Raw genomic sequence first — 21,321 nt, 5'->3', positions numbered from 1 at the left:
GGTCTTGCTTCCACGGCGTGAAGATGCCGATGTCCGCCAGCCTCAGCCGACCGCACCGTTTACATGCGGCCAAACCTCCACCGCGCCACGATAGATCATGTCCACAGCCACATAGAAAATGATCAGCAGGCCGACATAGGCAATCCAGCGGTGGCGATGCAGCAGCTTGGCAATGAAAGTCGCGGCCAGCCCCATCAGGGCGATCGACAGCACAAGGCCGATGATCAGCACCGGAAAATGGTCACGCGCCGCTCCAGCCACCGCCAGCACGTTGTCGAGCGACATCGACACATCGGCGACGACAATCTGCAAGGCAGCCTGGCCAAGGGTCTTGCGCTTCGTCTTGCCGGCGACCGCCTGGTCGTTGTTGAGGTCCGAATTCGACAGTGCCTCGGTCGCTTCCAATTCATCGGCATGGGACGTACGCAACTCGCGATACATCTTCCAGCAGACCCACAGCAGCAGGATGCCGCCGGCGAGCAGCAGGCCGACGATCGCCAGCAGCTTGACGGTAATTGCGGCAAACCCGATGCGCAGCACCGTTGCCGCCACCACGCCGAGAAGAATCGCCTTCTTGCGTTGTTCGGCAGGCAGGCCGGCCGCGGCGAGGCCGATGACGATCGCATTGTCGCCAGCCAGCACGAGATCGATGGCGATGACCTGGAGCAGGGCGGTCAGACTGGCAGCGCTGAAAAAAATGTCCATCGACAGGAAGCCCTTGCTGATTTGCCGAGTGTTCGTCGATTATCCAGAGGCCCTAACTTGGTGGTCCCCTGGCGTCAAGGGATCACGCGTGGCTGCATCACCGAAGCAGCGTTGCGTCAAGCCGGATCAGGCTTTGCGGCACTCGCCGGCAGCCGGGCAAAACCATGGCCGATCACAAATCAATCGTAGAGATTGTACTTTGCCCAGTCGGCTTCTGGAATCTCGTCCCCGATCCGGTAACGGAGCTGCAGAACTTCCATATGGTCCGGCGCGGTCTGGCACTTGAATTTCAGCCGGTACCACTGCCCCTTGCTGCGAAACGCAGCACCCGAGCTCTTGATTGCATCGGCGTCCATCTCGGGCGTGGCGAAGGCGTAGGCGACGACGCGATCGGCTTTGAACTTGCGATCGTCATGGGTGATGCGGTCGAGCACTTCGGCGTCGCAACGCTGTTCAAGACGGGTTTGGGGATCGAGTTTCATCAGACCGGCGCGCAATGCATTGTCCATTGCGCTGGCTGGAAAACTCAGTGTCACTGACGCCAAGGCGGTCATGCAGAGCTTCTTCATGGGCGGGACAACCAACATATTTTGTCGGAGAAATCAACCGAGCGAACCGCCTCGGACGCCGCGGGAATCTTCAATCATATGGCCGGTGCGTTCAAAATTGCGTGTCGGGATTCGTCGTGCGATGCCTGCGGCCAACGGACCAAAGACGCACGGCCGGCATCGGTGAGATCGTAAAGGCCGCGGTCGACGCGCGCGAACCAGCCATAGACATTGTGCTGCAGGATTTTCGGCGCGATCGGCGTCACCGCCTTCAGATCTCGCGGCCGCCTGGGTCCGTCCACCATGGCGGCAGCGCAGGCGAGGGCGCTTTGGCGATAGGCCGTCATGATCGGATTGCGCGATCCTCCTCCGGCAACCGGATCGCCGCGACGGCGCTGGTGCTCGTCGACCAGACGAGAGCGCCGGCGGGCATTCTTGCGCGGCGCCGGCGCGATCGGGCTGAGAAGCACCTCGACCCGGTCCGTCGCGGTCACACCGAGCAGGCCGAAGCCAAGACGGCGGCAGAGATTGCGGAACCTGGCATCGCTTTCGCGGCCCTTGCCGCGGGCCGACATGCGCGCGGCCAGCCACACCTCGTCGCAGGCCGCCGCGCGATCGACACCTTGCAGCACCAGTTCGAGATTGAACTGCAGCTTCAACTCGCAGATGACGACAACCGGCGGCTCCCCCTCGCGCAACGCAACGACATCGCAGCCGCCGATCTCGCCTTTGACGACGAAGTCGAGGCTTTCGAGGAACCGCTTCACCGGCGCATAGAGTGAGGTTTCGTTCATGCCTCAAGGTTTAGCCGATTCGAAGCGAAAAGCCTTCCCGGGGTTCGGCGTTCCACGGCCCGAAAGCGGATCGGGTGGATACCGCACCGTCGGGCTGTCAGGCTTCGGTGTTCGGCACTGCCCGGTTCGGCAGCTTCCTGCGGCGCAGGAGGGGATAGCCGATCTGACCGAAATAGGTGGAAGGGATCGGATCGTCGACGCCGTACTTTTCCGGCACCTTGTCGCCGGTGGGATTGTAGGTGCCGAACAGCATGTCGAGGAAAGGCAACTGCCCGGCGAAGTTCTTGTCATAGGCTTCGCGCTGGTTGGCATGGTGCCAGCGATGGAACTGCGGGCTGGCGATCAGCCACTTCAAAGGGCCGAACGGAATCCGCACGTTTGAATGCACAAGCAGCGTATGTCCAAGGTAGATGGTCGAAAAGACGGCGATCGAGGCTTCCGAGAAGCCGAGGAAAAAGATCGGCGTCAGCGATATCGCCTTTGTGACGATGGCGTCGACAGGGTGATTGTGGAAGGCCCCGAGCCAGTCGAGTTCCTCAATGCCGTGGTGAACGGCATGGAACTTCCAAAGCGCGGGGATTTTGTGGAAGGCCCGATGTGTCCAGTAGACGCCGATATCGGTGATCACGATGATTTCGGCAACCTGCAGCCAGACGGGCTGGCCGCTGACGGCCTGCGTTATCGCCGGCGGGACCAGGAGCGCAGCGGCACCGAGCGCGCCTGCCGCCATCATGACGATGGCCAGCTTTATGATGAAGCCGTTGAACAGCAGATAAATCAGATCGACAGCGAAGCCATTGCGGAAGATCTTCTGCGGCCGCTCGGCAAACAGATGTTCGAACGGAATGAAGATCAGCGCGCAGATCAACAGTGCCTTGATGCCAAAGATATCCATCGATTCGCCTCTGCGCGTCGTCTGCGCCTCCGAGAGGAACCACATCTCCCTTTCCAAAGGCTAAAGGCTCTGTAAGGGCGCTGACGCACGGAATGTGCAAGCAATGTCGCCGAACGCAATGGCTCGTAGCAATGGGACCGTCGAACGCGGTTCTTTGACACGGCTTCGAACCGTTCGTGTCCTAGCCGTCAAGACCCCAAAGATCCGGGTTGCGTTTGAAATACTCAATCAGCATCTCGGTGAGCACGCGCACTTTCCGCGTAGGATGCTGCCCCGGCGGGCGTACGACATACGCAGCTCCCGGAGGTACCGGATAGCGTGTCATGATCGGGACCAGCGCGCCGGAGGCCACATGTTCATGTGTAATGCAATCGGGGAGCCAGGCGATGCCGAGACCCGCCGCCGCCGCCGCGGCAAGCGCCGTGGCGCTGTCGGCCTTGAACCTGCCCTGCGGCTGGACCGTAACAATCTTGTCGCCATCCATGAACTGCCAGGCTTCCGTTCCCTGCATGAGGGCCTGATGGGTGACGAGTTCGTCCGGAGTCTCGGGTGACGCGTGCGCTTTGATGTAATCCGGGCTCGCGACAAGCTTTCCATGGATAGGCCCGACGCGCTTCGCGATCAGGGTGGAGTCCTGAAGGTAGGCGCCCCGGATCGCGCAATCGAAACCCTCTGCGATGAGATCGACGAAGCGATCGCTGTATGAAGTATGGATGTGAAGATTCGGGTGCAGACGCGCCATTTCCGCGAGCACGGGGGCAAAATGGGTCGCGCCGAAAGTAAGCGGCATGGCAACCCTCAGGCGGCCGCGTAGCTCACCGGTGGGGAAGATCGCTTCCCTGGCCGTATCAATCTCGGCGCTGGCTCGGGCCGCATGATCTCTGAAAGTAATTCCCGCCTCCGTGAGCGCGGCGCCGCGGGTCGTTCGTGCAAGAAGCTGGACGCCAAGCTCCGCCTCGACCCGAAAGAGCCGCCGACTGACGATCGACTTGGAGACGCCGAGTCGGCGGGCGGCGGCCGATACGCCCCCGGCATCGGCCACTACGACGAATGTCTGCAGATCTTCGATGTCCAATCGGCGTTCCTCGTTTCGCGACACAGCTTGCCTGAATATGGCACTATCGCATCATTAAAAGGAACAGCAAATTGCGTTTCGGCAACGTCGCCCGCTGGCGCATGTCTCCCGAAAACCCATGCCGTCAGACGGCAGAGAAAGGAAGTCTTGATGACCCCTCGTAACGGCCTTGCTTCGCTTCTTCGTCCCGAAGACTCGGTACTCGTTCTTATCGACCACCAGCCCTACCAGCTCTCGAACCTGAACAGCCACGACCCGCATGCAGTGGTCAACAACTCAACGGCCTTGGCAAAGGCCGCGAAGGCCTTCGGCGTTCCCACCATCCTGACGAGCGTCGTTGCCGATCGGGGCGGCCTGATCTTCCCCCACATCACCGACGTATTTCCCGGCCAGGAGGTCATCGACCGGACGTTCATCAATACCTGGGAAGACAGGAAGGTCGTGGACGCGGTCAAGGCGACCGGCCGCAAGCAGCTCATCATCGCCGGCTTGTGGACCGAGATCTGCGTCGCCATGCCGGTTATCCAGGCGTTGGGCGAAGGCTGGGACGTCACGGTCATCGCCGACGCCTCGGGCGGCACGTCGGTCGAAGCGCACGAGGTCGCCATCCAGCGCATGATCGCGGCCGGTGCGAACATGATGACCTGGCTGGCGCTGGCCTCGGAATGGCAGCGCGACTGGGCGCGGACTGAGCACGTCGGCGAGCTGACGGAAGTGCTCAAGCAGCACGTCGCTGGCAGCGGCATCGCGCACCTCTGGGAGCAGCAACTGCTCAACACGCCTGTGCCAAGCACCGCGGGCTGAACTGGGGGAGGTAACGAAACCTGGAGCGACCCAGCGCCAACACGCTGGCTGCTTGTCGAACCGCGTCATCCCGCTCCACAAGACGGCCGCCCATGCCTGAATGCAGGGCGGCCGGTGTCATCAACGATCACTTCCTCCAGCCATTGACCGCGACTTGCAGCCGGCGCAGCCTGACTATCTATCGCCTCATTGAAAGGACCATGGAGATGTTCGGCGGAGCGCTCCCGAGAGGAAATGACCGTCATCCATTCGAACTTCAAAGTCAGCCTGACGCAACCGGACTTGGAACAGAGGACCTTGCAACCAAGCACGAGGTTGTCATCGTGTCTTAGGTACAAACTGCTACCCATGTCTCCGGGCTGGACAATTCGACGTCTGGCGGAGGAAGTGGGATTCGAACCCACGGTGAGCTTGCACCCACGCCGGTTTTCAAGACCGGTGCCTTAAACCGCTCGGCCATTCCTCCAACGTGGTTTATCAACCACTTGGGCAGCGCGGGGCCAACTCGTTTGGCCTGTTGGCACCGGATTGGCACCGAAGGCGTTCCCGGCTGGTTCGCGCTTCATTCCTGTAGAGCGGCATTGTGGGCTGCGTCAACCACCGCTGCGTCGCTTCGTGCTGTCCTGGGCAGACTCTGAGCGTGTCGGGATCGAGCGCCGGGACTAGCGCGGTCCAATGGTGCATGAAGAAGAAGCCCGCCGCGGGCGTTGCCCGAGATGTGAGGCGCTGCAGTGCTTGCATGCAGGGGCCCAGGCAAGAGCGCGATCCGGCTATCGACCGGAACCACCAAGCAACCGGGCGAGCGGGTTAATCCTCACAGGGCCAACCTCTTGGGACGGCTGCGGTATTTCCCCAAAAGTTTAGTTCGCCAAGGGAACAGCTGCTGGTGAAGAAGGCCGAAGCTGCAATTTGGCTCCGGCCTGAGCGGTCCTCAGTCTTTGCAGCTTTCATCGGCCTTTGCCGCCGCGGCCTTATCACCATGCTGCTGCGCCTCAATGTCCTGCTGCGAGGTTGCGAGATTCTTGTCGCCGCCGCCTTCAGCGCCCGCCAATGGCATTGTGGCGCCATCCTTGGCGGCTGGCTTGCCCGCGCTGTCCGTGGCTTTCGGGGCCTCTAAGGGCGCGTGAGTTCCATCTTTCGAAATGCCGGCGGTCTGCTCGGCATCCGTCCCGGCATTGGAAGCCGACTTGTCCGGGCATGCGGCGATCGCAGACCCGGCAGAAAGTGACATTGCGATCGCGATTGTCAATGAAGCCATTTTCATCATGCTCATCCTTCTGTTCGAGTGCCCTGCGGATGAAACTAGCGGCGCATTTCTTTGTTCCGGACTGTCGGTCCGCTGCCCGACAAAGCCTGTCAACGGGCAGGTATCGCCGGCAGGAGCGAAGCCAGGCTCTCTGTGGCAGAGGGCATCACATCTCTCGCGGGAAGCGCGAAAATCGTTACTTTTCAGAGGGCTCTCGCGGTGGAGACGCCACAATCTTGCCCGGTTGCGGCCACAATCGGTTAATACCGTGATAAGCAATTCCTGCGCACAAAGGATCGGGGTTCGAAGGCGTCGCTGGTATTGGTCGGGTGAGTGTTTCGGCTTCTTCGACGGTTGGATACGACGTCTAGGCAAGACTGAAGGGGACATCAGGAAAATGCAGGCTGTGACGCAACCGCGTCTTCGTCGCGCTGCTGCAGTCGCGTTGTTCGCCATGTCGGCCGCCTTGCTGGCGGCTTGTGCGTCGCAGCCCGAGCCGAAAGCGATGGTCTACAAGAAGACCCGCTCCAAGGAATATTTCGCCGAATCCGAATATGGCGTGAAGGCAAGCCCGCGCGTGATCTCCCAGAATGGGCGCATCCAACGTGGCGGCGGCAGGGATCAGCTCGGCAAACCTTATCAGGTCCGCGGCAAGTGGTATTACCCGAAGGAAGACAAGCGCTACGCCAAGGTCGGCCTGGCCTCCTGGTATGGCGACGCCTTCCATGGCCGGCTTACCGCCAATGGCGAAGTCTACGACATGACCCACCTGACCGCAGCGCACCCGACCATGCCGCTGCCAAGCTATGCCCGCGTCACCAACCTCAAGACCGGCAGTTCGGTCATCGTTCGCGTCAACGATCGCGGCCCATATCACGAAGGCCGCATCATCGATGTGTCGGAGCGCGCTGCCCAGATGCTTGACTATGCCAACACCGGCACCGCTCAGGTGAAGGTCGAATATGTCGGCCGCGCGCCGCTTGACGGCGATGACGACCAATATCTGATGGCTTCCTACCATCCCGGCAACAGAGTGCCCGACCCGTCGGACGGACTGCCGACCGGCGTCATGGTCGCCATGAACGGGCCGTCGCCCAGCCTGCCTGCGGGCAGCGCGGCCGTGCCGTTTCCGGGCCAGTTGACCGATTCCGGTTCTGTCCAGCCGGCCATGTCGGCGCAGCCGTCGGCGTATGGCGATCTGGCGCTTCCCGATTTCGGGCCCATCGTGCCGGAACGCCCGCAGATCAATCTGCCGCCGCAATCGCCGTTTGCCGTGGCCTCGCTGTCCTACGCCGACGAACGGGTCGAACGCGCCTCAAGTGCCTTCGCTGCGCTGGGTGGCGACGGCATGTCGCCGGCCGACGTGCTTCAATCGTGGAAGCGGCAGCCGCCACCGGCCGGTCCGTCCACCGACTATGTCGCTGCCGGTTCGTTCGAGGACGCCGGAGAAGCCAAGCGTATTGCCGCTCAGCTTGCCGCCTTCGGCAAGATCGAGATCCAGCGTTCGGAACTCGACGGCGAGGATTGGTATTCGGTCAATCTCTATCCCGATGGCCACCGCAATCTGGACGAGATGTTGCAGGCTGCCTGGTCGCATGGCGCTCCCGATGCGCTGGCTGTGCGCAACTGAGCACAAGCCAGGCTGGATTTCCGCTACGCGGTTGATCCGCCGTGCAAAAAGCCCGATACTTTTTGCGGGCTTGCCGGCGGTGCCGGCCAACGGGTCGAACATCATGCAATTTCGCTTGCTCCCGCTCGCCGGGCTTCTGGTTTTTGGCCTGCTGCTGTTTTTCCAGGCTCCGGCCGGTGCACAGCTGTTCGAGACCAAGGCCGCACAGGCCTTCATGATCGACGCCGAGACCGGGACGGTGCTGTTTTCCAAGGATGCCGACAAGCCGATACCGCCGGCCTCGATGGCCAAGCTGATGACCATGGAAGTGGTTTTCAACGCCATCAAGTCTGGTCGCCTGAAGCTCGACGATACGTTCGTTGTCAGCGAAAACGCCTGGCGCAAGGGCGGCGCGCCTTCCGGAACATCCACGATGTTCGCCAAGCTCAAGTCGTCGATCCGGCTCGAAGACCTGATTCAGGGCGTGACCGTGCAGGCGGCCAATGACGGCTGCATCATCATCGCCGAAGGCATGTCGGGATCCGAGGACAATTTTGCCGCGCAGATGACCGAACGGGCCCGCCAGATCGGCCTCAAGACGTCGACTTTCGTCAATTCGACCGGCCTGCCGGCAGATGGCCAACAGACGACCGTGCGCGAGCTGGCGCAGCTCGCCCTGCACCTGTGGCGCGATTATCCGGATTTCTACCGCTATTACGGCCAGAAGGATTTTACCTGGAACAAGATTTCGCAGAGGAACCGCAATCCGCTGCTGGCGATGGACATCGGCGCCGACGGCCTGGCGGTCGGTGCGAGCGAGGCAGCCGGCTTCGGCATCGTCGGTACAGTCAGTCACAACGGCACACGGGTGATCGCGGCGATGAGCGGGTTGGCCTCGGACAAGGAGCGTGCCGAAGAGGCGCGAAAGCTGCTCGACTGGGGTGTCCGCTCGTTCGAGAAGACCGAAATCTTCGCCAGGGACGAGGTGGTTGGAGAAGCCCAGGTTTTTGGCGGCGCCAAGCCCGGGGTGATGCTGAAGGCCAAGGGTCCGATCGACATCTTCCTGCCGATCACCAACCGCGACAAGCTGACGGCCAGGATCGTCTATGACGGCCCGATTGCAGCACCGGTGGAGGAGGGGCAGCCGGTGGGTGCGCTGCGCGTCTGGATCGGCGATACGCTGAGCCAGGAGACGCCGCTTTTCGCAGCCGAATCGATCGGCGTCGGCACGCTGCCGCAGCGCGCCCTCGATGCAGTCAAGGAACTGGCGGTCGGCTGGCTGCGCTAAGGCACGTCGCTCAAATCTGGCCATGGTTTTGGCGAACGACATGCATGAAAGCAAAAAATGACGGCATGGACGTTTGGCCGAACGCGGACTATCTAGAGCGCTACAATCCCATTCAGCCATGGACAAGAAGGCCTCTCGGTTGGCACGCGGTTTTTTCATCACCTTCGAAGGCGGCGAGGGGGCAGGCAAGTCGACGCAGATCGAGCGGCTGGCCAGGAAGATGCGCGCCAAGAAATACGATGTGCTGCTTACCCGCGAACCTGGCGGCTCGCCGGGCGCCGAAGCCGTCAGGCATGTGCTGCTTTCGGGCGCGGCCGAACCGTTCGGACCGAAGATGGAAGCGCTGCTTTTCGCCGCCGCGCGGTCCGATCATGTCGAGCAGCTCATCCGGCCGGCGGTCGAGCGTGGCTCCATCGTGCTTTGCGACCGCTTCCTCGATTCCTCACGCGTCTACCAGGGCGTCACAGGCGGCATCGATCCGGCGTTCATGGATGCGCTGGAGCAGGTCGCCATCAACGGCATGATGCCGGACATGACGCTGATCTTCGACATCGATCCGGCGGAAGGCCTGAGGCGCGCAACGCTGCGGCGCGGCACCGAGGCAGTCGCCGACCGCTTCGAAAAGGAGACGCTGGCGATCCATCAGGCCCGCCGCGAGGCGTTTCTGGCGATCGCCAAGGCCGAGCCGGAGCGCTGCATCGTCGTCGACGCAGCCGCCGAGCCCGACGCGGTCGAGAACGTCGTCACCGCGGCGGTGTTCGCGGCACTGGCGGCGAGAACGCCGGCACGCGACAGGCAGGCAACGCCGGCATGATCTTCGAGCGCATCGCACCCGAGCAGCACGACACGCTGGACGGCGTGCCGGAGCCCGCCGAAACGCCCCTTCTGGTTGGGCACAGCCAGGCTGCGGGCGTGCTCACCGCTGCCTATCGGGCGGGCAAGCTGCCTCATGCGCTGATCTTCTCCGGACCGATCGGCATCGGCAAGGCGACACTGGCCTTCCATCTTGCGCATCATCTGTTGAAGCACCCCGATTTTGCGCAGGCGCCGGAAAGCCTTGCCGCTCCCGATCCGGCTTCGTCGCTGTTTCGCCAGATCGCCACCGGGGCGCATCCTTCCGTGCTGCATCTGACCCGGCCGCTGAACGACAAGACCAAGAGTTTCAAGACAGTCGTCACCGTGGATGAGATACGCAAGGTCAGCCGCTTCCTGTCGCTGACCTCGCACGACGGCAGCTATCGGGTCGTCATCGTCGACCCCGCCGACGACATGAACACCAATGCGGCCAATGCGTTGCTGAAAAATCTTGAAGAGCCGCCGGCACGGACGCTGTTCATCCTGATTGTCCACGCGCCGGGCAGCCTGCTGCCGACAATCCGGTCGCGCTGTCAGGTGGTGCGATTGAACCCGCTCGACGCCGACGACCTGATGACGGTGCTGGAAACGACCGAGCCGGCGCCGCCTGGCGATCCGGCGGCTCGCGCGGCACTGGTCGGGCGGGCAGGGGGCAGCGCCCGCAACGCGATCCTGTTGACGCAGTATGGCGGGCTGGAGATCGCCTCCACGCTCGACGCTCTGGTCACCGGCAGAAAGAGCGATGTCGGCGGCGCGTTTCGCCTCGCCGAAGCCGTGGCCGGCCGCGATCAGGCGATCCAGTTCGATATCTTCAACCGCCGGGCGCTGGACCTGTTGTCGGACGCGGCAAGTCAGGCAGCACTGGCGGGCGATCTCGCACGGGCCAAAAAATTGTCGGACACTTGGCATGAGGCGCTGGACGCTATATCTGAGACCGATACCTACAATCTCGACAAGAAGCAGCACGCCCTGATCATGATCGACCGCCTGAATTCTGCAATGCGAATGTGACGGTTTTCCCGATGCATGCCGTTGTCCCGAAAACCGGGGCCACTTTTGGGCGGCATGCATTGGCATCGGGATGGCAAATGCTGCCTCGATACGATATCCACCGCCACGCCTTTCCATTCAGACATTCATGACGGTTCATTCATGTCACGCGACAAGTTCTACATCACCACCCCGATCTTTTATCCAAACGGCAAGCCGCATATCGGCCACGCCTATACGGTCATTGCAACCGACGCCCTGGCGCGCTTCCAGCGCCTGGATGGCAAGGACGTATTCTTCCTGACCGGTACCGACGAACACGGTCTGAAGATGCAGCAAACGGCCGAGAAGGAAGGCATAACGCCGCTGGCGCTGGCCGACCGCAATTCGGCGATTTTCCGCGCCATGACCGAGGCGATGGGTGGCTCGAACGACGACTACATCCGCACGACGGAACCGCGCCACTACGAATCCTGCCAGGCAATCTGGAAGGCGATGGCCGCCAATGGCGACATCTATCTCGACCGCTATAGCGGCTGGTACTCGGTTCGCCAGGAAGCCTATTTCGACGAAGGTGAGACGATCGTCGGCGACGACGGCGTGCGTCGCGAACCACTTGGATCGCCCGTCGAATGGAACGAGGAAGAAAGCTACTTCTTCAGGCTTTCCGCCTATCAGGACAAATTGCTGGCGCTTTATGAGAGCCAGCCCGACTTTGTCGGTCCGACCGAGCGCCGCAACGAGGTGCTCAGCTTCGTCAAGTCCGGGCTGAAGGATCTGTCGATCTCGCGCACGACCTTCAAATGGGGCGTGCCGGTGCCGGGCGACGACAAGCATGTGATGTATGTCTGGGTCGATGCCTTGACCAACTACATCACCGCCGCCGGCTATCCCGACACAAAGGCCGAGCAATGGCGCTATTGGCCGGCTACGCACATCATCGGCAAGGACATTGTCCGCTTCCACGCGGTCTATTGGCCGGCCTTTCTGATGTCGGCGGGCATCGAGTTGCCAAAGCGCGTTTTCGCGCATGGCTTCCTGTTCAACCGCGGCGAGAAGATGTCGAAATCGGTTGGCAACGTCGTGGATCCATTCGCGATGGTCGAGCACTACGGTCTCGACCAGGTGCGCTACTTCTTCCTGCGCGAGGTGCCGTTCGGCAACGACGGCAGCTACAGCCATGACGCGATCGTCAACCGCACCAATGCCGACCTTGCCAATGGTCTCGGCAACCTGGCGCAGCGCTCGCTGTCGATGATCGCCAAGAACTGCGGCGGCGTGGTGCCACAGCGCGGCGACCTGACGGATGCCGACAGCGCGATCCTAGACCAGGCCGTCGCCGCTCTCGACACCGCGCGCAAGGCGATGGCCGAGCAGGGCATCCATCTGGCGCTGGCGTCGATCTTCGGCGTGGTGGCGGAAGCCGATCGCTACTTTGCCGGAGAGGCGCCATGGGCGTTGAAGAAGACCAACCCGGTGCGCATGGAAACGGTGCTGTGGACGACCGCCGAAGTCGTGCGCCGCGTGGCGGTGCTGTGTCAGCCCTTTACTCCGGGATCAGCCGCCAAACTGCTCGATCTGCTGGCGGTGCCCGCGGACAGCCGCGATTTCGCGCATGTCCACGCGGACCATGCGCTGGTGCCGGGCACCGCGTTACCCGTGCCGGAAGGGGTTTTCCCACGTTACGTCGAACAGCCGGACGCGAACGTCTGATGCTCGTCGACAGCCACTGCCATCTGGATTTTCCAGATTTCGCCGAGGAGCGGGCTGCTGTTGTCGCTCGCGCCAAGGCGGCCGGTATAGGCCGCATGGTGACGATCTCAACCCGCGTGAAGAGATTTCAGCAAATTATTGAAATTGCAGAGACTTTCGACGAAATATACTGTTCGGCCGGCACCCATCCGCACAATGCCGCGGAAGAGCTAGACGTAACATCTGCCGATCTCGTGCGGCTGGCCGCCCACCCGAAAGTGGTGGCGATCGGCGAGGCCGGTCTCGACTATTTCTACGACAAGGCGCCACGCGATGCGCAGGCACAAGGCTTTCGCAATCACATCGCCGCCGCACGCGAAACGGGGCTGCCGCTGGTCATCCATTCGCGCGATGCCGATGCAGATATGGCTGATATTCTTGAGGCCGAAACGGGGAAGGGCACCTTCCCCTTCATCCTGCACTGCTTTTCTTCCGGGCGTCGGCTTGCCGAAATTGGCGTCGCTCTCGGCGGCTACGTGTCGTTCTCGGGTATCCTCACCTTCAAGAATTCGGCTGAGTTGCGCGCCATTGCCGCCGATGTGCCGCATGACCGGCTGCTGGTCGAAACCGACGCGCCCTACCTGGCGCCCGTGCCGTTTCGCGGCAAACGCAACGAGCCGGCCTATGTCGCCCATACCGCCAAGGTGCTGGCCGAAACCATCGGCGTCAGCGAAGCTGAAATCGCTGATCTGACGACGGATAATTTCTTCCGGCTGTTCGGCAAGATGCCGCGGCCTGTAGAGCAAAGCGCCTGAACGATGACCGACCGGCTGCGCCTCACCATTCTCGGCTGCGGCTCGTCGCCAGGTACGCCGCGCATCACCGGCGACTGGGGCAATTGCGACCCCGACAACCCGAAGAACCGGCGCACGCGTGCCGCCGCACTCGTCGAGCGGATCGCGTCGAATGGCGGCCGCACGACTGTGGTCATCGACACGGGGCCGGATTTTCGGCACCAGATGCTGCTGGCCGGCGTTAAACGTATCGATTCGGTCGTCTATACCCACCCGCATGCCGACCATATCCATGGCATCGACGATCTGCGCGGCTTCGTTCTCGATCAGCGCCAGCTGATCGACGTTCATGCCGACAGGGCGACGATGCTTCGGCTGCGGGAAGCGTTCGGATACTGTTTCGAGACGCCGCAAGGCAGTTCCTATCCGCCGATCGTCAGGCCGCATCTCATCGACCACACCAGGCCGGTGGTCATCGAAGGAGAGGGGGGTACCCTCACCCTCGAGCCGCTGCCGCAGATCCACGGCGACATCGTATCGCTCGGTTTCCGCATCGGCGGTCTCGCCTATTGCCCCGACATCAGCGACTTTCCGGAGCCCACCGCCGAACGGCTGCGCGCCCTCGACGTGCTGATCATCGATGCGCTGCAATACCGGACGCATCCTAGTCACCTGTCCCTTGGCGAAGCGCTTGATTGGATCGAGCGGCTGGCGCCGATACATGCGGTGCTGACGCATATGCACGTGCCGCTCGACTACGCAACGGTGGTGGCCGAGACACCAGCCAATGTCGAACCAGCCTATGATGGGATGATGATTGAAATCCCTTATGAATCAGTGTGATGCGAACAGAGCTTCATACGGTCTTCCGGCTCCTTGACGCAAATATCAGCAGCGTTCCGATCCGCTCGTAGCCCATCCGGGGATAAAGCAGCGCCCCGGCGTGGGTTGCAGCCAGCGCCGAGTACCTCGACCCACGCGCCCGATCGTCGTGCAACATTCTCGACATCAAAGCCTGGCCAATGCCGCGACGCCGGTGCGACGGCTCGACATACATGCTCGAACACCATGTGGCTCCCAGGGCATCAAGGCTGCGTACGCGCCCAACGATATCGGCGCCATCGACTGCCACATACTGACGGAATGGCGCGCTGTCGCCGAGCAAATCGTCTGGGATCGGCTGCCTGCGGATGATCTTTCCCAACTGCGCCGCCCGTTCGGCTGTCTGCACGCGTTCGATCGAAGCAACCGCCGGCGGGCTGGGAATCCGGCGCAATCGGTGGACAAAAAAGCCTTCGGTCCGAAGCAGCCGGTAGCCGAGAGCTTTGTAGGCGGTTCGTGTCGGCCCGTCCGGATCCTCGTGGGCGATCACAACGGAAATGGCAAAGCCCGGCCGTGCATGCTGCCGCACGATGGCATCGGCCTCTTGAGCGGCGACGTCATGGACGACCCATTCTTCGCCGCGGTAGTCGCGAGGATTCTTGCGCTCGGCGTCGCGCATCAGCCACAACACGGCTGGCCACGTAAGGAAAGGTGCGGCTTCTGTCGGCGCTGAAGCCTTGCACGAACACTTCAATCGCCGCTTCGATCTCGCTGTTTGCCATCTTCATCTAGACAGCCTAGCGTTGGCTATTCGCCCAAGGCAAGACGCCACGAACGCTCAAGCCTATGAGAATCAGCGGCAATTTACAGTTCCTGGCCCATGTGTTAGTTCCATAATCTATCTTATGCGACTTCCTGATGTGGCGGCGATAGAGTCGCCACGGGCCTTGGATTCAGATGCGCCTCTGGTAAGAACCTCTCTCATGGAAACCCTTGAGGCTCAGAAACCCAGAGTATCGGTTCGCAAGCGTGCGGCTGCGGTCAAATCGTTTCGCTGCAAGAACTTGGTAGCCGTTGTCGAAGATCCGAATGATATCAGGAACATCGGAACGGTAATTCGAAACGCAAATGCCCTCGGCGTTGAAAGAGTCTATATCGTCGATCCACGCAAAGCACTTCCTGATGACTGGCAGCAAATGCGCCAACGGAAATCGCTTTCGGAAACGTCTGTATCAGCCGTCAAATGGACGTTTGTGAAACGATTCGACAGCACTGACGCCTGCCTCAGCCATCTGGAAAAACATGGCTTTGTGTCCGTCGTCACGTCGCCGCATATAAAGGGAAAGACCAGCGTTTTCCTGCACGAGGGCGATTATACCCAGCACACCAAACTCGCTGTCTGGTTCGGCAATGAGAAACGGGGCATCAGCACCCTCCCGGTCGAGCGCAGCGAGATGTGCGTAGCAATTCCAATGTTCGGGATGATCGAGAGCCTAAACCTCGGAACCAGTTCGGGTATCGTACTCTACGAAATCGCGAAACAGCGACGCGAGTATCAGAGCAAATACCGCCGCGGTAGCCGGAAGGGAAAACGCGCTGAGCCACTACCTACTGTAATGCGTCGCGAAATTGGCGGCTTTGCTTCGAGCGAAACCGAAGGACAGACCTGAGCTGACGCGAAGCTCAACCGACCGTTGGCCGGCTCTACTTCCGTATAATGGCTCCGGATGTGCGGCTGTCGGCGGCGCGCTCGACCCGTTTCAGTTTGTGGGGCGATCTCGCCCCTACTCCAGCATGACCACGGCTTCCACCTCGAAAAGCATGGGGTCGATTGCAAGCTTGGGAACGGGAACCAGTGTCTGCGCCGGCAGCGCCTCGCCGAACATGTCCTTGACGTTCCTGGTCAACACATCGAGCTTGGACATGTCGTGGTCGACCACGAAGACCGTGAGCTTCGCCACCTGATCCGGCCTGGCGCCGATGCCCTCGAGCGCCGCATGCAAATTTGCGTAGGCCTGCTTAACCTGGACAGCGAAATCGGGTGACAAGGCTCCTGTGCTGTCTTGGCCGCCCTGCCCGGAGATGTAGGCAATCCGAGCTCCGCGCGGTGCGATCACGGCGGTGCTGTAGCCATTCGGCGACGGGTCGTAGAGCGTCTGTGGATTGACGATGGTCAGCTTGAGGTCGTTCCCAGTCGCTGTAGCCGCAGCGGAAACTGCCATGGTCATGATGATTAGCCCTCCGGTAAGCAGATGCTTGATTGCGCGTGACATGATTTCTCCTGGCTCTGCTGACTGCGAATAACGCACTCGCGGCCGGCATGAACTTTAACCAGATCGCTCATACGATGAATCGTGCGATGTACGAGTCATCGTATGGTACGTCGTACTAGTCAAGCGATCAGCGTCGACATTCCTGACGGCGCCTGCCAAAATCGACGTTCGGCCAGCAAGGAAGACAGATGGCAGCCAAACCCCGCAGTGCCAGCAAACGATCGCAACGGACAAAGCTTCCACCCATGCAGGAAGCGAGCAGCGAGCCGCCGCTGTCTCGAGAGCGTATCGTGGCGATCGCGGTGGAACTGCTGGACGCCCAGGGCATAGACGGATTGACAATGCGTCGGCTGGCGGATCGCCTTGGCTCGGGTGTGATGAGCCTGTACTGGCACGTCGACAACAAGGAGGATGTCTTTGATCTGGCACTCGATTCGGTGCTCGAATATCGCGGATCGCCTGAAACAGGTGAGTCTCCGGACTGGCGCGGAGACGTCGTTCATATGCTCGAAAACTGGCGCGCCAGAATGTTGCGCCATCCTTGGTCGGCATCGCTGTTGCCGCGCCGGGCGCTCGGCCCGAACATTCTCAGTCGCCTGGAAATGCTGAGCAAGACCTTGTCCAGAGCCGGTGTTGCGGACGCGGATCTCAACGCCGCGATATGGTCGCTCTGGAACTATGTGATGGGCGCCACCCTCACCCGGGCAAGCTTCGACCTCTCGGAAGAAGACAGAGCAGCCGCGCAGCAGCGTCTTACACGTCTCAGCGAACACTATCCGACAATCGAACGCTCTCGTCTGCTGTTGGACAACGATTGGGACGGCACTTTCCGAAAAGGCCTGGACTTCCTGCTCGATGGCCTCTCGCCAAGATAGATTCCGGCGGCTACGCCCGGAGCAGACCGGATGGCGCTGCTTTGCGCACGCCAGTTTGACGCAATAGCTCCCAATCCACATCATCACATTTGGCTCGCTGCCAAGGCGGCACAGGCAACGGGCAAGCCCGGGTGCTCGACCCCATCGGCGGCGGTGGCTGGCGCGGCTGCATTGCAGCTGAATTGGTGCAACTGGCGATGTCGTTGTTACGCGTTGCCAAACGCTGGCCGGAATCTCTCGATCTTTTGCGCAAACCTTTTTGCCTGACATGCGTTGTTTCCTCTCCAAGCCAAGGAGACGATCATGCAGATGAAGTCGGAAATAGCCGGTGAAGCGGCAAAACAGCGCCATATCCAACGTGGCGTCGATGCCAAGGACAAATCGAAAGGCGATGGGAAGCAGCAAGGCGCCATGCAGGCTGGCGCCCGTGAATATCCCGAGCCCCCCTTCCCCGAGCAACATCAGCCCAAACCGGGGCACGAATGGGCACTAGAGCCGGAGCCTTTGTATGATGCGCCGTACTATCTCGGATCGAAAAAACTCGACCAAAAGGTAGCACTCATCACGGGCGGCGATTCCGGCATCGGCCGCTCGGTGGCGGTGTTGTTCGCCCGCGAGGGCGCCGACGTCGCGATCGTCTATCTGGCCGAGGACAAGGATGCTGAAGAGACCAAATCAGCGGTGGAAAAGGAGGGACGACGCTGCATCCTGGTCAAGGCCGATGTCAGCGAACGCAGCCACTGCCACAAGGCGGTCATGGAGACCGTTGAAAAATTCGGCCGCATCGACGTGCTGGTCAACAACGCCGCGTTCCAGATCCATTCCAGCGATTTCGGCGAGCTGACCGAAGAACATTTCGACACGACGCTGAAGACCAATCTTTACGGCTATTTTCATATGGCGCAGGAAGCGGTGCCGCACATGAAGCCCGGTTCGGCGATCATCAACACCGGTTCGGTAACCGGTATCGACGGTTCAAAACAACTGGTCGACTATTCGATGACCAAGGGCGGCATACATGCCTTCACGCGGGCCTTGTCGGGCAATCTCATCGGCAAGGGCATAAGGGTGAATGCGGTCGCACCGGGTCCGGTGTGGACGCCGCTCAATCCGTCGGACAAGGAAGCCGACGACGTCTCGAAATTCGGCGCGGACACGCCAATGAAACGACCCGCGCAACCGGAAGAACTCGCGCCGGCCTATGTGTTCCTCGCTTCGCCGCACTGCTCGAGCTACATCACCGGCGAGATCTTGCCGGTCGTCGGAGGTTACTGAGGATGGCCGAAACGAAATCCGTAACCAAGGAGTAGGATGGATGGGCCGTCTGCTTTTCATGGTGGCGCTCGCTTGCGTAGCGTACCGCATCTACACGGAAACAGCAGGATCTGCTCGGCATGTGCCGCAAGATGACGATGAGGCGCTGCGCAAACCCGTCTCGCTGACGGAGTGGAAACCTGCCGGCAATCCGGCCGGCCGAGTTATCAGCCGGCCGGATTGCAGCCTTATTCGGCTGCCTGCAGGTTGATCTTGCTTTCCGCCATTTCGGTGAGCTTGCGATCGGTCGCCTGTTCTTCCCTGAGGTTCTTGGTCAGCACATTGGCGCAGTCCGTGCGGCCGAGTTGCTTGGCCCAGGCGATGAGCGTGCCGTAGCGTGTCATCTCATAGTGTTCGACGGCCTGCGCCGAAGCAATCAGCGCCGCATCGAGAACCTCCTTGTCATCGACGTCACCGCTCACATCGTCGGCCTCCTCGAGAATGCCGTCAATTGCCGGACAGTTGACCTCCTTGGCCTTGACGCCATGCAACTCAAACACCTGTTCGACGCGCTCGATATGGCCTCTCGTCTGATCGAGGTGTTTTTCAAATCCGGCTTTCAATTGCGGGTCGGTTGCCTTGTCGATCATCTTCGGCAGCGCCTTCTCGATCTGCTTTTCGGCGTAATAGATGTCGCGCAGCGTGTGCACGAAGAGATCGTCGAGTGTCTTGATGTCCTTCGAAAAGAAGCCCATGGCCTTACCTTTCATTGCACTTGGTGTGGATTTCGGCGACGGGGTTTGCACGCCGCCAGCAAAGACCGGGACGGTTCCCGGCTTGTCTGGTCAACGTACCGGCGCCGAAGGAGTTCCTGATTTCCGAGGGCGAACCGCCCCTTCTCCAGACCTGCGATCCGGTCGGTGGGGAGCCTTTGTCTCGATCACACGTTCTAGCCGCAGGGCAACCGGAACGAGAAGGGTCGGCGGAATGTATTTCATGGCATTGGCGGCAGACTATGACGGCACGCTGGCTCATGATGGGATCGTCGCCAGGAAGACGCTCGCCGCGCTTGAGCGGTTCAAGAAAAGCGGCCGCAAGCTGGTTCTCGTCACCGGGCGTGAACTGCCCGATCTCAAACGCGTCTTTCCCGAGCTTAGCCTCTTCGACAAGGTCGTCGCTGAGAATGGCGCGATGATCTACACGCCGGCAAGCGAGGAAGAACGGGTGATCGCCCCATCGCCCGAGCCCAAATTCGTCGCCAGATTGAAGCGGCAGGGCGTCAAGCCGCTTTCGGTCGGGCGATCGATCGTCGCGACTTGGGAACCCCATCAGGCGACCGTCCTCGATATCATCAAGAAGATGGGTCTCGAACTGGAAATCATCTTCAACAAGGGCGCGGTGATGATCCTGCCGAGCGGCATCAACAAAGCCACCGGGCTCGCTGCGGCCCTTCAGGACCTTCGACTTTCGCCGCACAACGTCGTCGGCGTCGGCGATGCCGAGAACGACCACGCGTTCCTGCAGGCCTGTGGCTGCAGCGCCGCCGTCGACAATGCAATTCCGGCGGTCAAGGATACAGCCAACCTGGTCATGCGTGGCGCCCGCGGCAAGGGCGTGGAGCAACTCATCGCAAAACTGATAAAGCGTGATCACGCGATAGTGCCGAAGCGCCATGACGGCATCGTTCTTGGATCGTCTGGCGGCGATGATGTCTACCTGTCGCCGAGCGATACGATCCTCATTGCCGGGAGTTCCGGCATTGGCAAATCCACCTTGGCCACCGCGCTGACGGAACGCTTCGTCGAAAGTGGTTTTCAGTTCTGCGTCTTCGATCCCGAAGGCGACTATGACGGCCTCGAAGGCGCCGTTCGCCTGGGAGACGGCTCAAGCGCGCCGACAAAGGCGCAGGTGCTGGATCTGATCGCCAAGGCCGACAGCAACATTGTCGTCAATGGATTGGCCCTGCGCGTCGACGAGAGGCCGGATTTCTTTGCCGACCTGCTGCCTGGCCTGAGCAGTTTCCGCCGGCGCACCGCGAGACCGCACTGGCTCGTCATCGATGAAGCGCACCATCTTCTGCCCAAGCGGCGCGACGATACGCGGGCGGTCCTGTCATTGGAATTGCCGGGCACAATCCTGATCACCGTTCACCCCGAGGCGATCTCGACAGACGCCTTGCGCCTTGTCACAGCCATCATTGCGCTTGGCCCCAAGGCGAAGGACGTGGTGAAGGTCTTCTGCAAGGAAACTGGCATTGAGCCGCCAAAGGACATTCCAAGGCCCAAAGGCGCTCGCGTGCTGTTCTGGCGGCCGCAGTCGGGCAAGAAAGTCAAGACGGTCAAGGTGGTTGAACCACGTCAGTCACTCAAGCGGCACAGCCGGAAATATGCCGAAGGCCAGCTCGACGAAGCCGGCAGCTTCTATTTCCATGGCCCTGACAATGCGATGAACCTCAGGGCTCACAATCTGATGATCTTCGCTCAGATCGCCGAGGGGATAGACGACAAGACCTGGGAGTTTCATTTGCGCACCGGCGACTATTCCAAATGGTTCCGACATCAGATCAGGGACAAGGACCTGGCGCGCGAAACCGCCGAGGCGGAAGAGGACAAGACCCTGTCGGCGCAGGATAGCCGCAAGCGGGTGCTTGACGCTGTACGCCGCCGTTACACGGCTCCGGCCACAGCCCCGGAGTGACACTCGAGAGCCAAGGCGACTAAGCTATCGCTGCACGCGAAAACTTTTCAGTCGGACAACGCCGCCACCGCGACAATTTCGATGACGATGTCGGCTTGTGAAGCC

General features: G+C 61.2%; 23 protein-coding genes and 1 tRNA gene. 14 read left to right on the top strand and 10 right to left on the bottom strand.

The window, feature by feature from the left end:
- Positions 1–42 precede the first annotated feature (42 nt).
- The 5 genes from AC0L2U_RS27610 to AC0L2U_RS27590 all read right to left on the bottom strand — a co-directional run bounded on the left by AC0L2U_RS27610 (position 43) and on the right by AC0L2U_RS27590 (position 4,017).
- Positions 43–705 (bottom strand): TerC family protein, encoded by a 663-nt coding sequence (locus tag AC0L2U_RS27610; protein ID WP_127271063.1) that lies wholly within the window; start codon positions 703–705, stop codon positions 43–45.
- A gap of 179 nt (positions 706–884) precedes the next feature.
- Positions 885–1,292, bottom strand: coding sequence for a DUF930 domain-containing protein (locus AC0L2U_RS27605; RefSeq protein ID WP_164873846.1), 408 nt, complete (start codon positions 1,290–1,292; stop codon positions 885–887).
- A 56-nt stretch (positions 1,293–1,348) separates the two neighbouring features.
- Positions 1,349–2,047: a DUF2161 domain-containing phosphodiesterase gene (locus AC0L2U_RS27600; protein ID WP_127810369.1), complete on the bottom strand. Its 699-nt coding sequence runs from the start codon at positions 2,045–2,047 to the stop codon at positions 1,349–1,351.
- Between the two features lie 97 nt (positions 2,048–2,144).
- Entirely contained in the window at positions 2,145–2,942 is a 798-nt protein-coding gene (locus tag AC0L2U_RS27595) for a sterol desaturase family protein (RefSeq protein ID WP_473602917.1), read from the bottom strand.
- Between the two features lie 181 nt (positions 2,943–3,123).
- Positions 3,124–4,017, bottom strand: coding sequence for a LysR family transcriptional regulator (locus AC0L2U_RS27590; RefSeq protein ID WP_128362400.1), 894 nt, complete (start codon positions 4,015–4,017; stop codon positions 3,124–3,126).
- Between the two features lie 150 nt (positions 4,018–4,167).
- On the opposite strand from AC0L2U_RS27590, the gene AC0L2U_RS27585 reads away from it, so the two are divergent.
- On the top strand, positions 4,168–4,821 hold the full coding sequence (locus AC0L2U_RS27585; protein ID WP_473602909.1) for a hydrolase: 654 nt from the start codon (positions 4,168–4,170) through the stop codon (positions 4,819–4,821).
- Positions 4,822–5,197: 376 nt separating this feature from the next.
- Here the strand turns inward: AC0L2U_RS27585 and AC0L2U_RS27580 are convergent.
- Positions 5,198–5,287 (bottom strand) — tRNA-Ser (locus tag AC0L2U_RS27580).
- A gap of 465 nt (positions 5,288–5,752) precedes the next feature.
- Entirely contained in the window at positions 5,753–6,094 is a 342-nt protein-coding gene (locus tag AC0L2U_RS27575; protein ID WP_245463800.1) for a hypothetical protein, read from the bottom strand.
- Between the two features lie 370 nt (positions 6,095–6,464).
- Between AC0L2U_RS27575 and AC0L2U_RS27570 the strand changes: the two genes are divergently transcribed.
- The 7 genes from AC0L2U_RS27570 (at position 6,465) to AC0L2U_RS27540 (ending at position 14,138) form a co-directional block, all read left to right on the top strand.
- The gene (locus tag AC0L2U_RS27570; RefSeq protein WP_127399039.1) at positions 6,465–7,697 is read left to right on the top strand and encodes a septal ring lytic transglycosylase RlpA family protein; all 1,233 of its coding nucleotides are present in this window, start codon (positions 6,465–6,467) and stop codon (positions 7,695–7,697) included.
- Positions 7,698–7,800: 103 nt separating this feature from the next.
- Positions 7,801–8,964, top strand: a complete 1,164-nt coding sequence (locus tag AC0L2U_RS27565) for a D-alanyl-D-alanine carboxypeptidase family protein (protein ID WP_174800326.1) — start codon at positions 7,801–7,803, stop codon at positions 8,962–8,964.
- Positions 8,965–9,103: 139 nt separating this feature from the next.
- Positions 9,104–9,778, top strand: a complete 675-nt coding sequence (gene tmk, locus AC0L2U_RS27560) for a dTMP kinase (protein WP_164895655.1) — start codon at positions 9,104–9,106, stop codon at positions 9,776–9,778.
- Entirely contained in the window at positions 9,775–10,830 is a 1,056-nt protein-coding gene (locus AC0L2U_RS27555; RefSeq protein ID WP_127810364.1) for a DNA polymerase III subunit delta', read from the top strand. Before tmk ends, AC0L2U_RS27555 begins: the two co-directional genes overlap by 4 nt.
- Positions 10,831–10,971: 141 nt before the next feature.
- Positions 10,972–12,522, top strand: a complete 1,551-nt coding sequence (metG, locus tag AC0L2U_RS27550; RefSeq protein WP_128288695.1) for a methionine--tRNA ligase — start codon at positions 10,972–10,974, stop codon at positions 12,520–12,522.
- Positions 12,522–13,316, top strand: coding sequence for a TatD family hydrolase (locus AC0L2U_RS27545; protein WP_128288696.1), 795 nt, complete (start codon positions 12,522–12,524; stop codon positions 13,314–13,316). The genes metG and AC0L2U_RS27545 overlap by 1 nt, the downstream gene beginning before the upstream one ends.
- A gap of 3 nt (positions 13,317–13,319) precedes the next feature.
- A complete protein-coding gene (locus AC0L2U_RS27540; protein ID WP_128362405.1) occupies positions 13,320–14,138 on the top strand; it encodes an MBL fold metallo-hydrolase in 819 nt (272 codons plus the stop codon).
- A 13-nt stretch (positions 14,139–14,151) separates the two neighbouring features.
- Here the strand turns inward: AC0L2U_RS27540 and AC0L2U_RS27535 are convergent, their stop codons facing one another.
- A complete protein-coding gene (locus tag AC0L2U_RS27535) occupies positions 14,152–14,796 on the bottom strand; it encodes a GNAT family N-acetyltransferase (protein WP_292695779.1) in 645 nt (214 codons plus the stop codon).
- Positions 14,797–15,100: 304 nt separating this feature from the next.
- On the opposite strand from AC0L2U_RS27535, the gene AC0L2U_RS27530 reads away from it, so the two are divergent.
- A complete protein-coding gene (locus AC0L2U_RS27530; protein WP_473602908.1) occupies positions 15,101–15,787 on the top strand; it encodes a TrmH family RNA methyltransferase in 687 nt (228 codons plus the stop codon).
- A 114-nt stretch (positions 15,788–15,901) separates the two neighbouring features.
- Here AC0L2U_RS27530 and AC0L2U_RS27525 read toward each other — a convergent pair whose 3' ends face one another.
- Entirely contained in the window at positions 15,902–16,390 is a 489-nt protein-coding gene (locus AC0L2U_RS27525; protein WP_189367287.1) for a RidA family protein, read from the bottom strand.
- Positions 16,391–16,578: 188 nt separating this feature from the next.
- Here AC0L2U_RS27525 and AC0L2U_RS27520 point away from each other — a divergent pair, with 188 nt between their 5' ends.
- The 4 genes from AC0L2U_RS27520 to AC0L2U_RS27505 all read left to right on the top strand — a co-directional run bounded on the left by AC0L2U_RS27520 (position 16,579) and on the right by AC0L2U_RS27505 (position 18,790).
- Positions 16,579–17,265 (top strand): TetR/AcrR family transcriptional regulator, encoded by a 687-nt coding sequence (locus AC0L2U_RS27520; protein ID WP_128288699.1) that lies wholly within the window; start codon positions 16,579–16,581, stop codon positions 17,263–17,265.
- A gap of 131 nt (positions 17,266–17,396) precedes the next feature.
- The gene (locus AC0L2U_RS27515) at positions 17,397–17,597 is read left to right on the top strand and encodes a hypothetical protein (protein ID WP_292681794.1); all 201 of its coding nucleotides are present in this window, start codon (positions 17,397–17,399) and stop codon (positions 17,595–17,597) included.
- Positions 17,569–18,540, top strand: a complete 972-nt coding sequence (locus tag AC0L2U_RS27510) for an SDR family oxidoreductase (RefSeq protein ID WP_127320807.1) — start codon at positions 17,569–17,571, stop codon at positions 18,538–18,540. Before AC0L2U_RS27515 ends, AC0L2U_RS27510 begins: the two co-directional genes overlap by 29 nt.
- Positions 18,541–18,580: 40 nt before the next feature.
- A complete protein-coding gene (locus AC0L2U_RS27505) occupies positions 18,581–18,790 on the top strand; it encodes a hypothetical protein (protein WP_292681793.1) in 210 nt (69 codons plus the stop codon).
- On the opposite strand, the gene AC0L2U_RS27500 is transcribed toward AC0L2U_RS27505, so the two are convergent.
- A complete protein-coding gene (locus tag AC0L2U_RS27500; RefSeq protein WP_128288701.1) occupies positions 18,768–19,274 on the bottom strand; it encodes a YciE/YciF ferroxidase family protein in 507 nt (168 codons plus the stop codon). The two genes, AC0L2U_RS27505 and AC0L2U_RS27500, sit on opposite strands and share 23 nt — an antisense overlap.
- A 232-nt stretch (positions 19,275–19,506) precedes the next feature.
- Here AC0L2U_RS27500 and AC0L2U_RS27495 point away from each other — a divergent pair, with 232 nt between their 5' ends.
- The gene (locus AC0L2U_RS27495; protein ID WP_473602906.1) at positions 19,507–21,216 is read left to right on the top strand and encodes an HAD family hydrolase; all 1,710 of its coding nucleotides are present in this window, start codon (positions 19,507–19,509) and stop codon (positions 21,214–21,216) included.
- Positions 21,217–21,321: the final 105 nt, after the last annotated feature.

The organism is Mesorhizobium sp. WSM4808 (genome assembly GCF_055811675.1).
The sequence above is the reverse complement of the archived record's forward strand: the minus strand, read 5'-3'. Positions and strand labels throughout refer to the sequence as shown.

What these genes read in the sequence shown, in the direction of transcription:
- AC0L2U_RS27610 (WP_127271063.1), bottom strand. Translation starts at nt 705, where the DNA reads ATGGACATTTTTTTCAGCGCTGCCAGTCTGACCGCCCTGCTCCAGGTC.
- AC0L2U_RS27605 (WP_164873846.1), bottom strand. Translation starts at nt 1,292, where the DNA reads ATGTTGGTTGTCCCGCCCATGAAGAAGCTCTGCATGACCGCCTTGGCG.
- AC0L2U_RS27600 (WP_127810369.1), bottom strand. Translation starts at nt 2,047, where the DNA reads ATGAACGAAACCTCACTCTATGCGCCGGTGAAGCGGTTCCTCGAAAGC.
- AC0L2U_RS27595 (WP_473602917.1), bottom strand. Translation starts at nt 2,942, where the DNA reads ATGGATATCTTTGGCATCAAGGCACTGTTGATCTGCGCGCTGATCTTC.
- AC0L2U_RS27585 (WP_473602909.1), top strand. Translation starts at nt 4,168, where the DNA reads ATGACCCCTCGTAACGGCCTTGCTTCGCTTCTTCGTCCCGAAGACTCG.
- AC0L2U_RS27575 (WP_245463800.1), bottom strand. Translation starts at nt 6,094, where the DNA reads ATGAGCATGATGAAAATGGCTTCATTGACAATCGCGATCGCAATGTCA.
- AC0L2U_RS27570 (WP_127399039.1), top strand. Translation starts at nt 6,465, where the DNA reads ATGCAGGCTGTGACGCAACCGCGTCTTCGTCGCGCTGCTGCAGTCGCG.
- AC0L2U_RS27565 (WP_174800326.1), top strand. Translation starts at nt 7,801, where the DNA reads ATGCAATTTCGCTTGCTCCCGCTCGCCGGGCTTCTGGTTTTTGGCCTG.
- AC0L2U_RS27555 (WP_127810364.1), top strand. Translation starts at nt 9,775, where the DNA reads ATGATCTTCGAGCGCATCGCACCCGAGCAGCACGACACGCTGGACGGC.
- metG (WP_128288695.1), top strand. Translation starts at nt 10,972, where the DNA reads ATGTCACGCGACAAGTTCTACATCACCACCCCGATCTTTTATCCAAAC.
- AC0L2U_RS27545 (WP_128288696.1), top strand. Translation starts at nt 12,522, where the DNA reads ATGCTCGTCGACAGCCACTGCCATCTGGATTTTCCAGATTTCGCCGAG.
- AC0L2U_RS27540 (WP_128362405.1), top strand. Translation starts at nt 13,320, where the DNA reads ATGACCGACCGGCTGCGCCTCACCATTCTCGGCTGCGGCTCGTCGCCA.
- AC0L2U_RS27535 (WP_292695779.1), bottom strand. Translation starts at nt 14,796, where the DNA reads ATGCGCGACGCCGAGCGCAAGAATCCTCGCGACTACCGCGGCGAAGAA.
- AC0L2U_RS27530 (WP_473602908.1), top strand. Translation starts at nt 15,101, where the DNA reads ATGGAAACCCTTGAGGCTCAGAAACCCAGAGTATCGGTTCGCAAGCGT.
- AC0L2U_RS27525 (WP_189367287.1), bottom strand. Translation starts at nt 16,390, where the DNA reads ATGTCACGCGCAATCAAGCATCTGCTTACCGGAGGGCTAATCATCATG.
- AC0L2U_RS27520 (WP_128288699.1), top strand. Translation starts at nt 16,579, where the DNA reads ATGGCAGCCAAACCCCGCAGTGCCAGCAAACGATCGCAACGGACAAAG.
- AC0L2U_RS27510 (WP_127320807.1), top strand. Translation starts at nt 17,569, where the DNA reads ATGCAGATGAAGTCGGAAATAGCCGGTGAAGCGGCAAAACAGCGCCAT.
- AC0L2U_RS27505 (WP_292681793.1), top strand. Translation starts at nt 18,581, where the DNA reads ATGGGCCGTCTGCTTTTCATGGTGGCGCTCGCTTGCGTAGCGTACCGC.
- AC0L2U_RS27500 (WP_128288701.1), bottom strand. Translation starts at nt 19,274, where the DNA reads ATGGGCTTCTTTTCGAAGGACATCAAGACACTCGACGATCTCTTCGTG.
- AC0L2U_RS27495 (WP_473602906.1), top strand. Translation starts at nt 19,507, where the DNA reads ATGTATTTCATGGCATTGGCGGCAGACTATGACGGCACGCTGGCTCAT.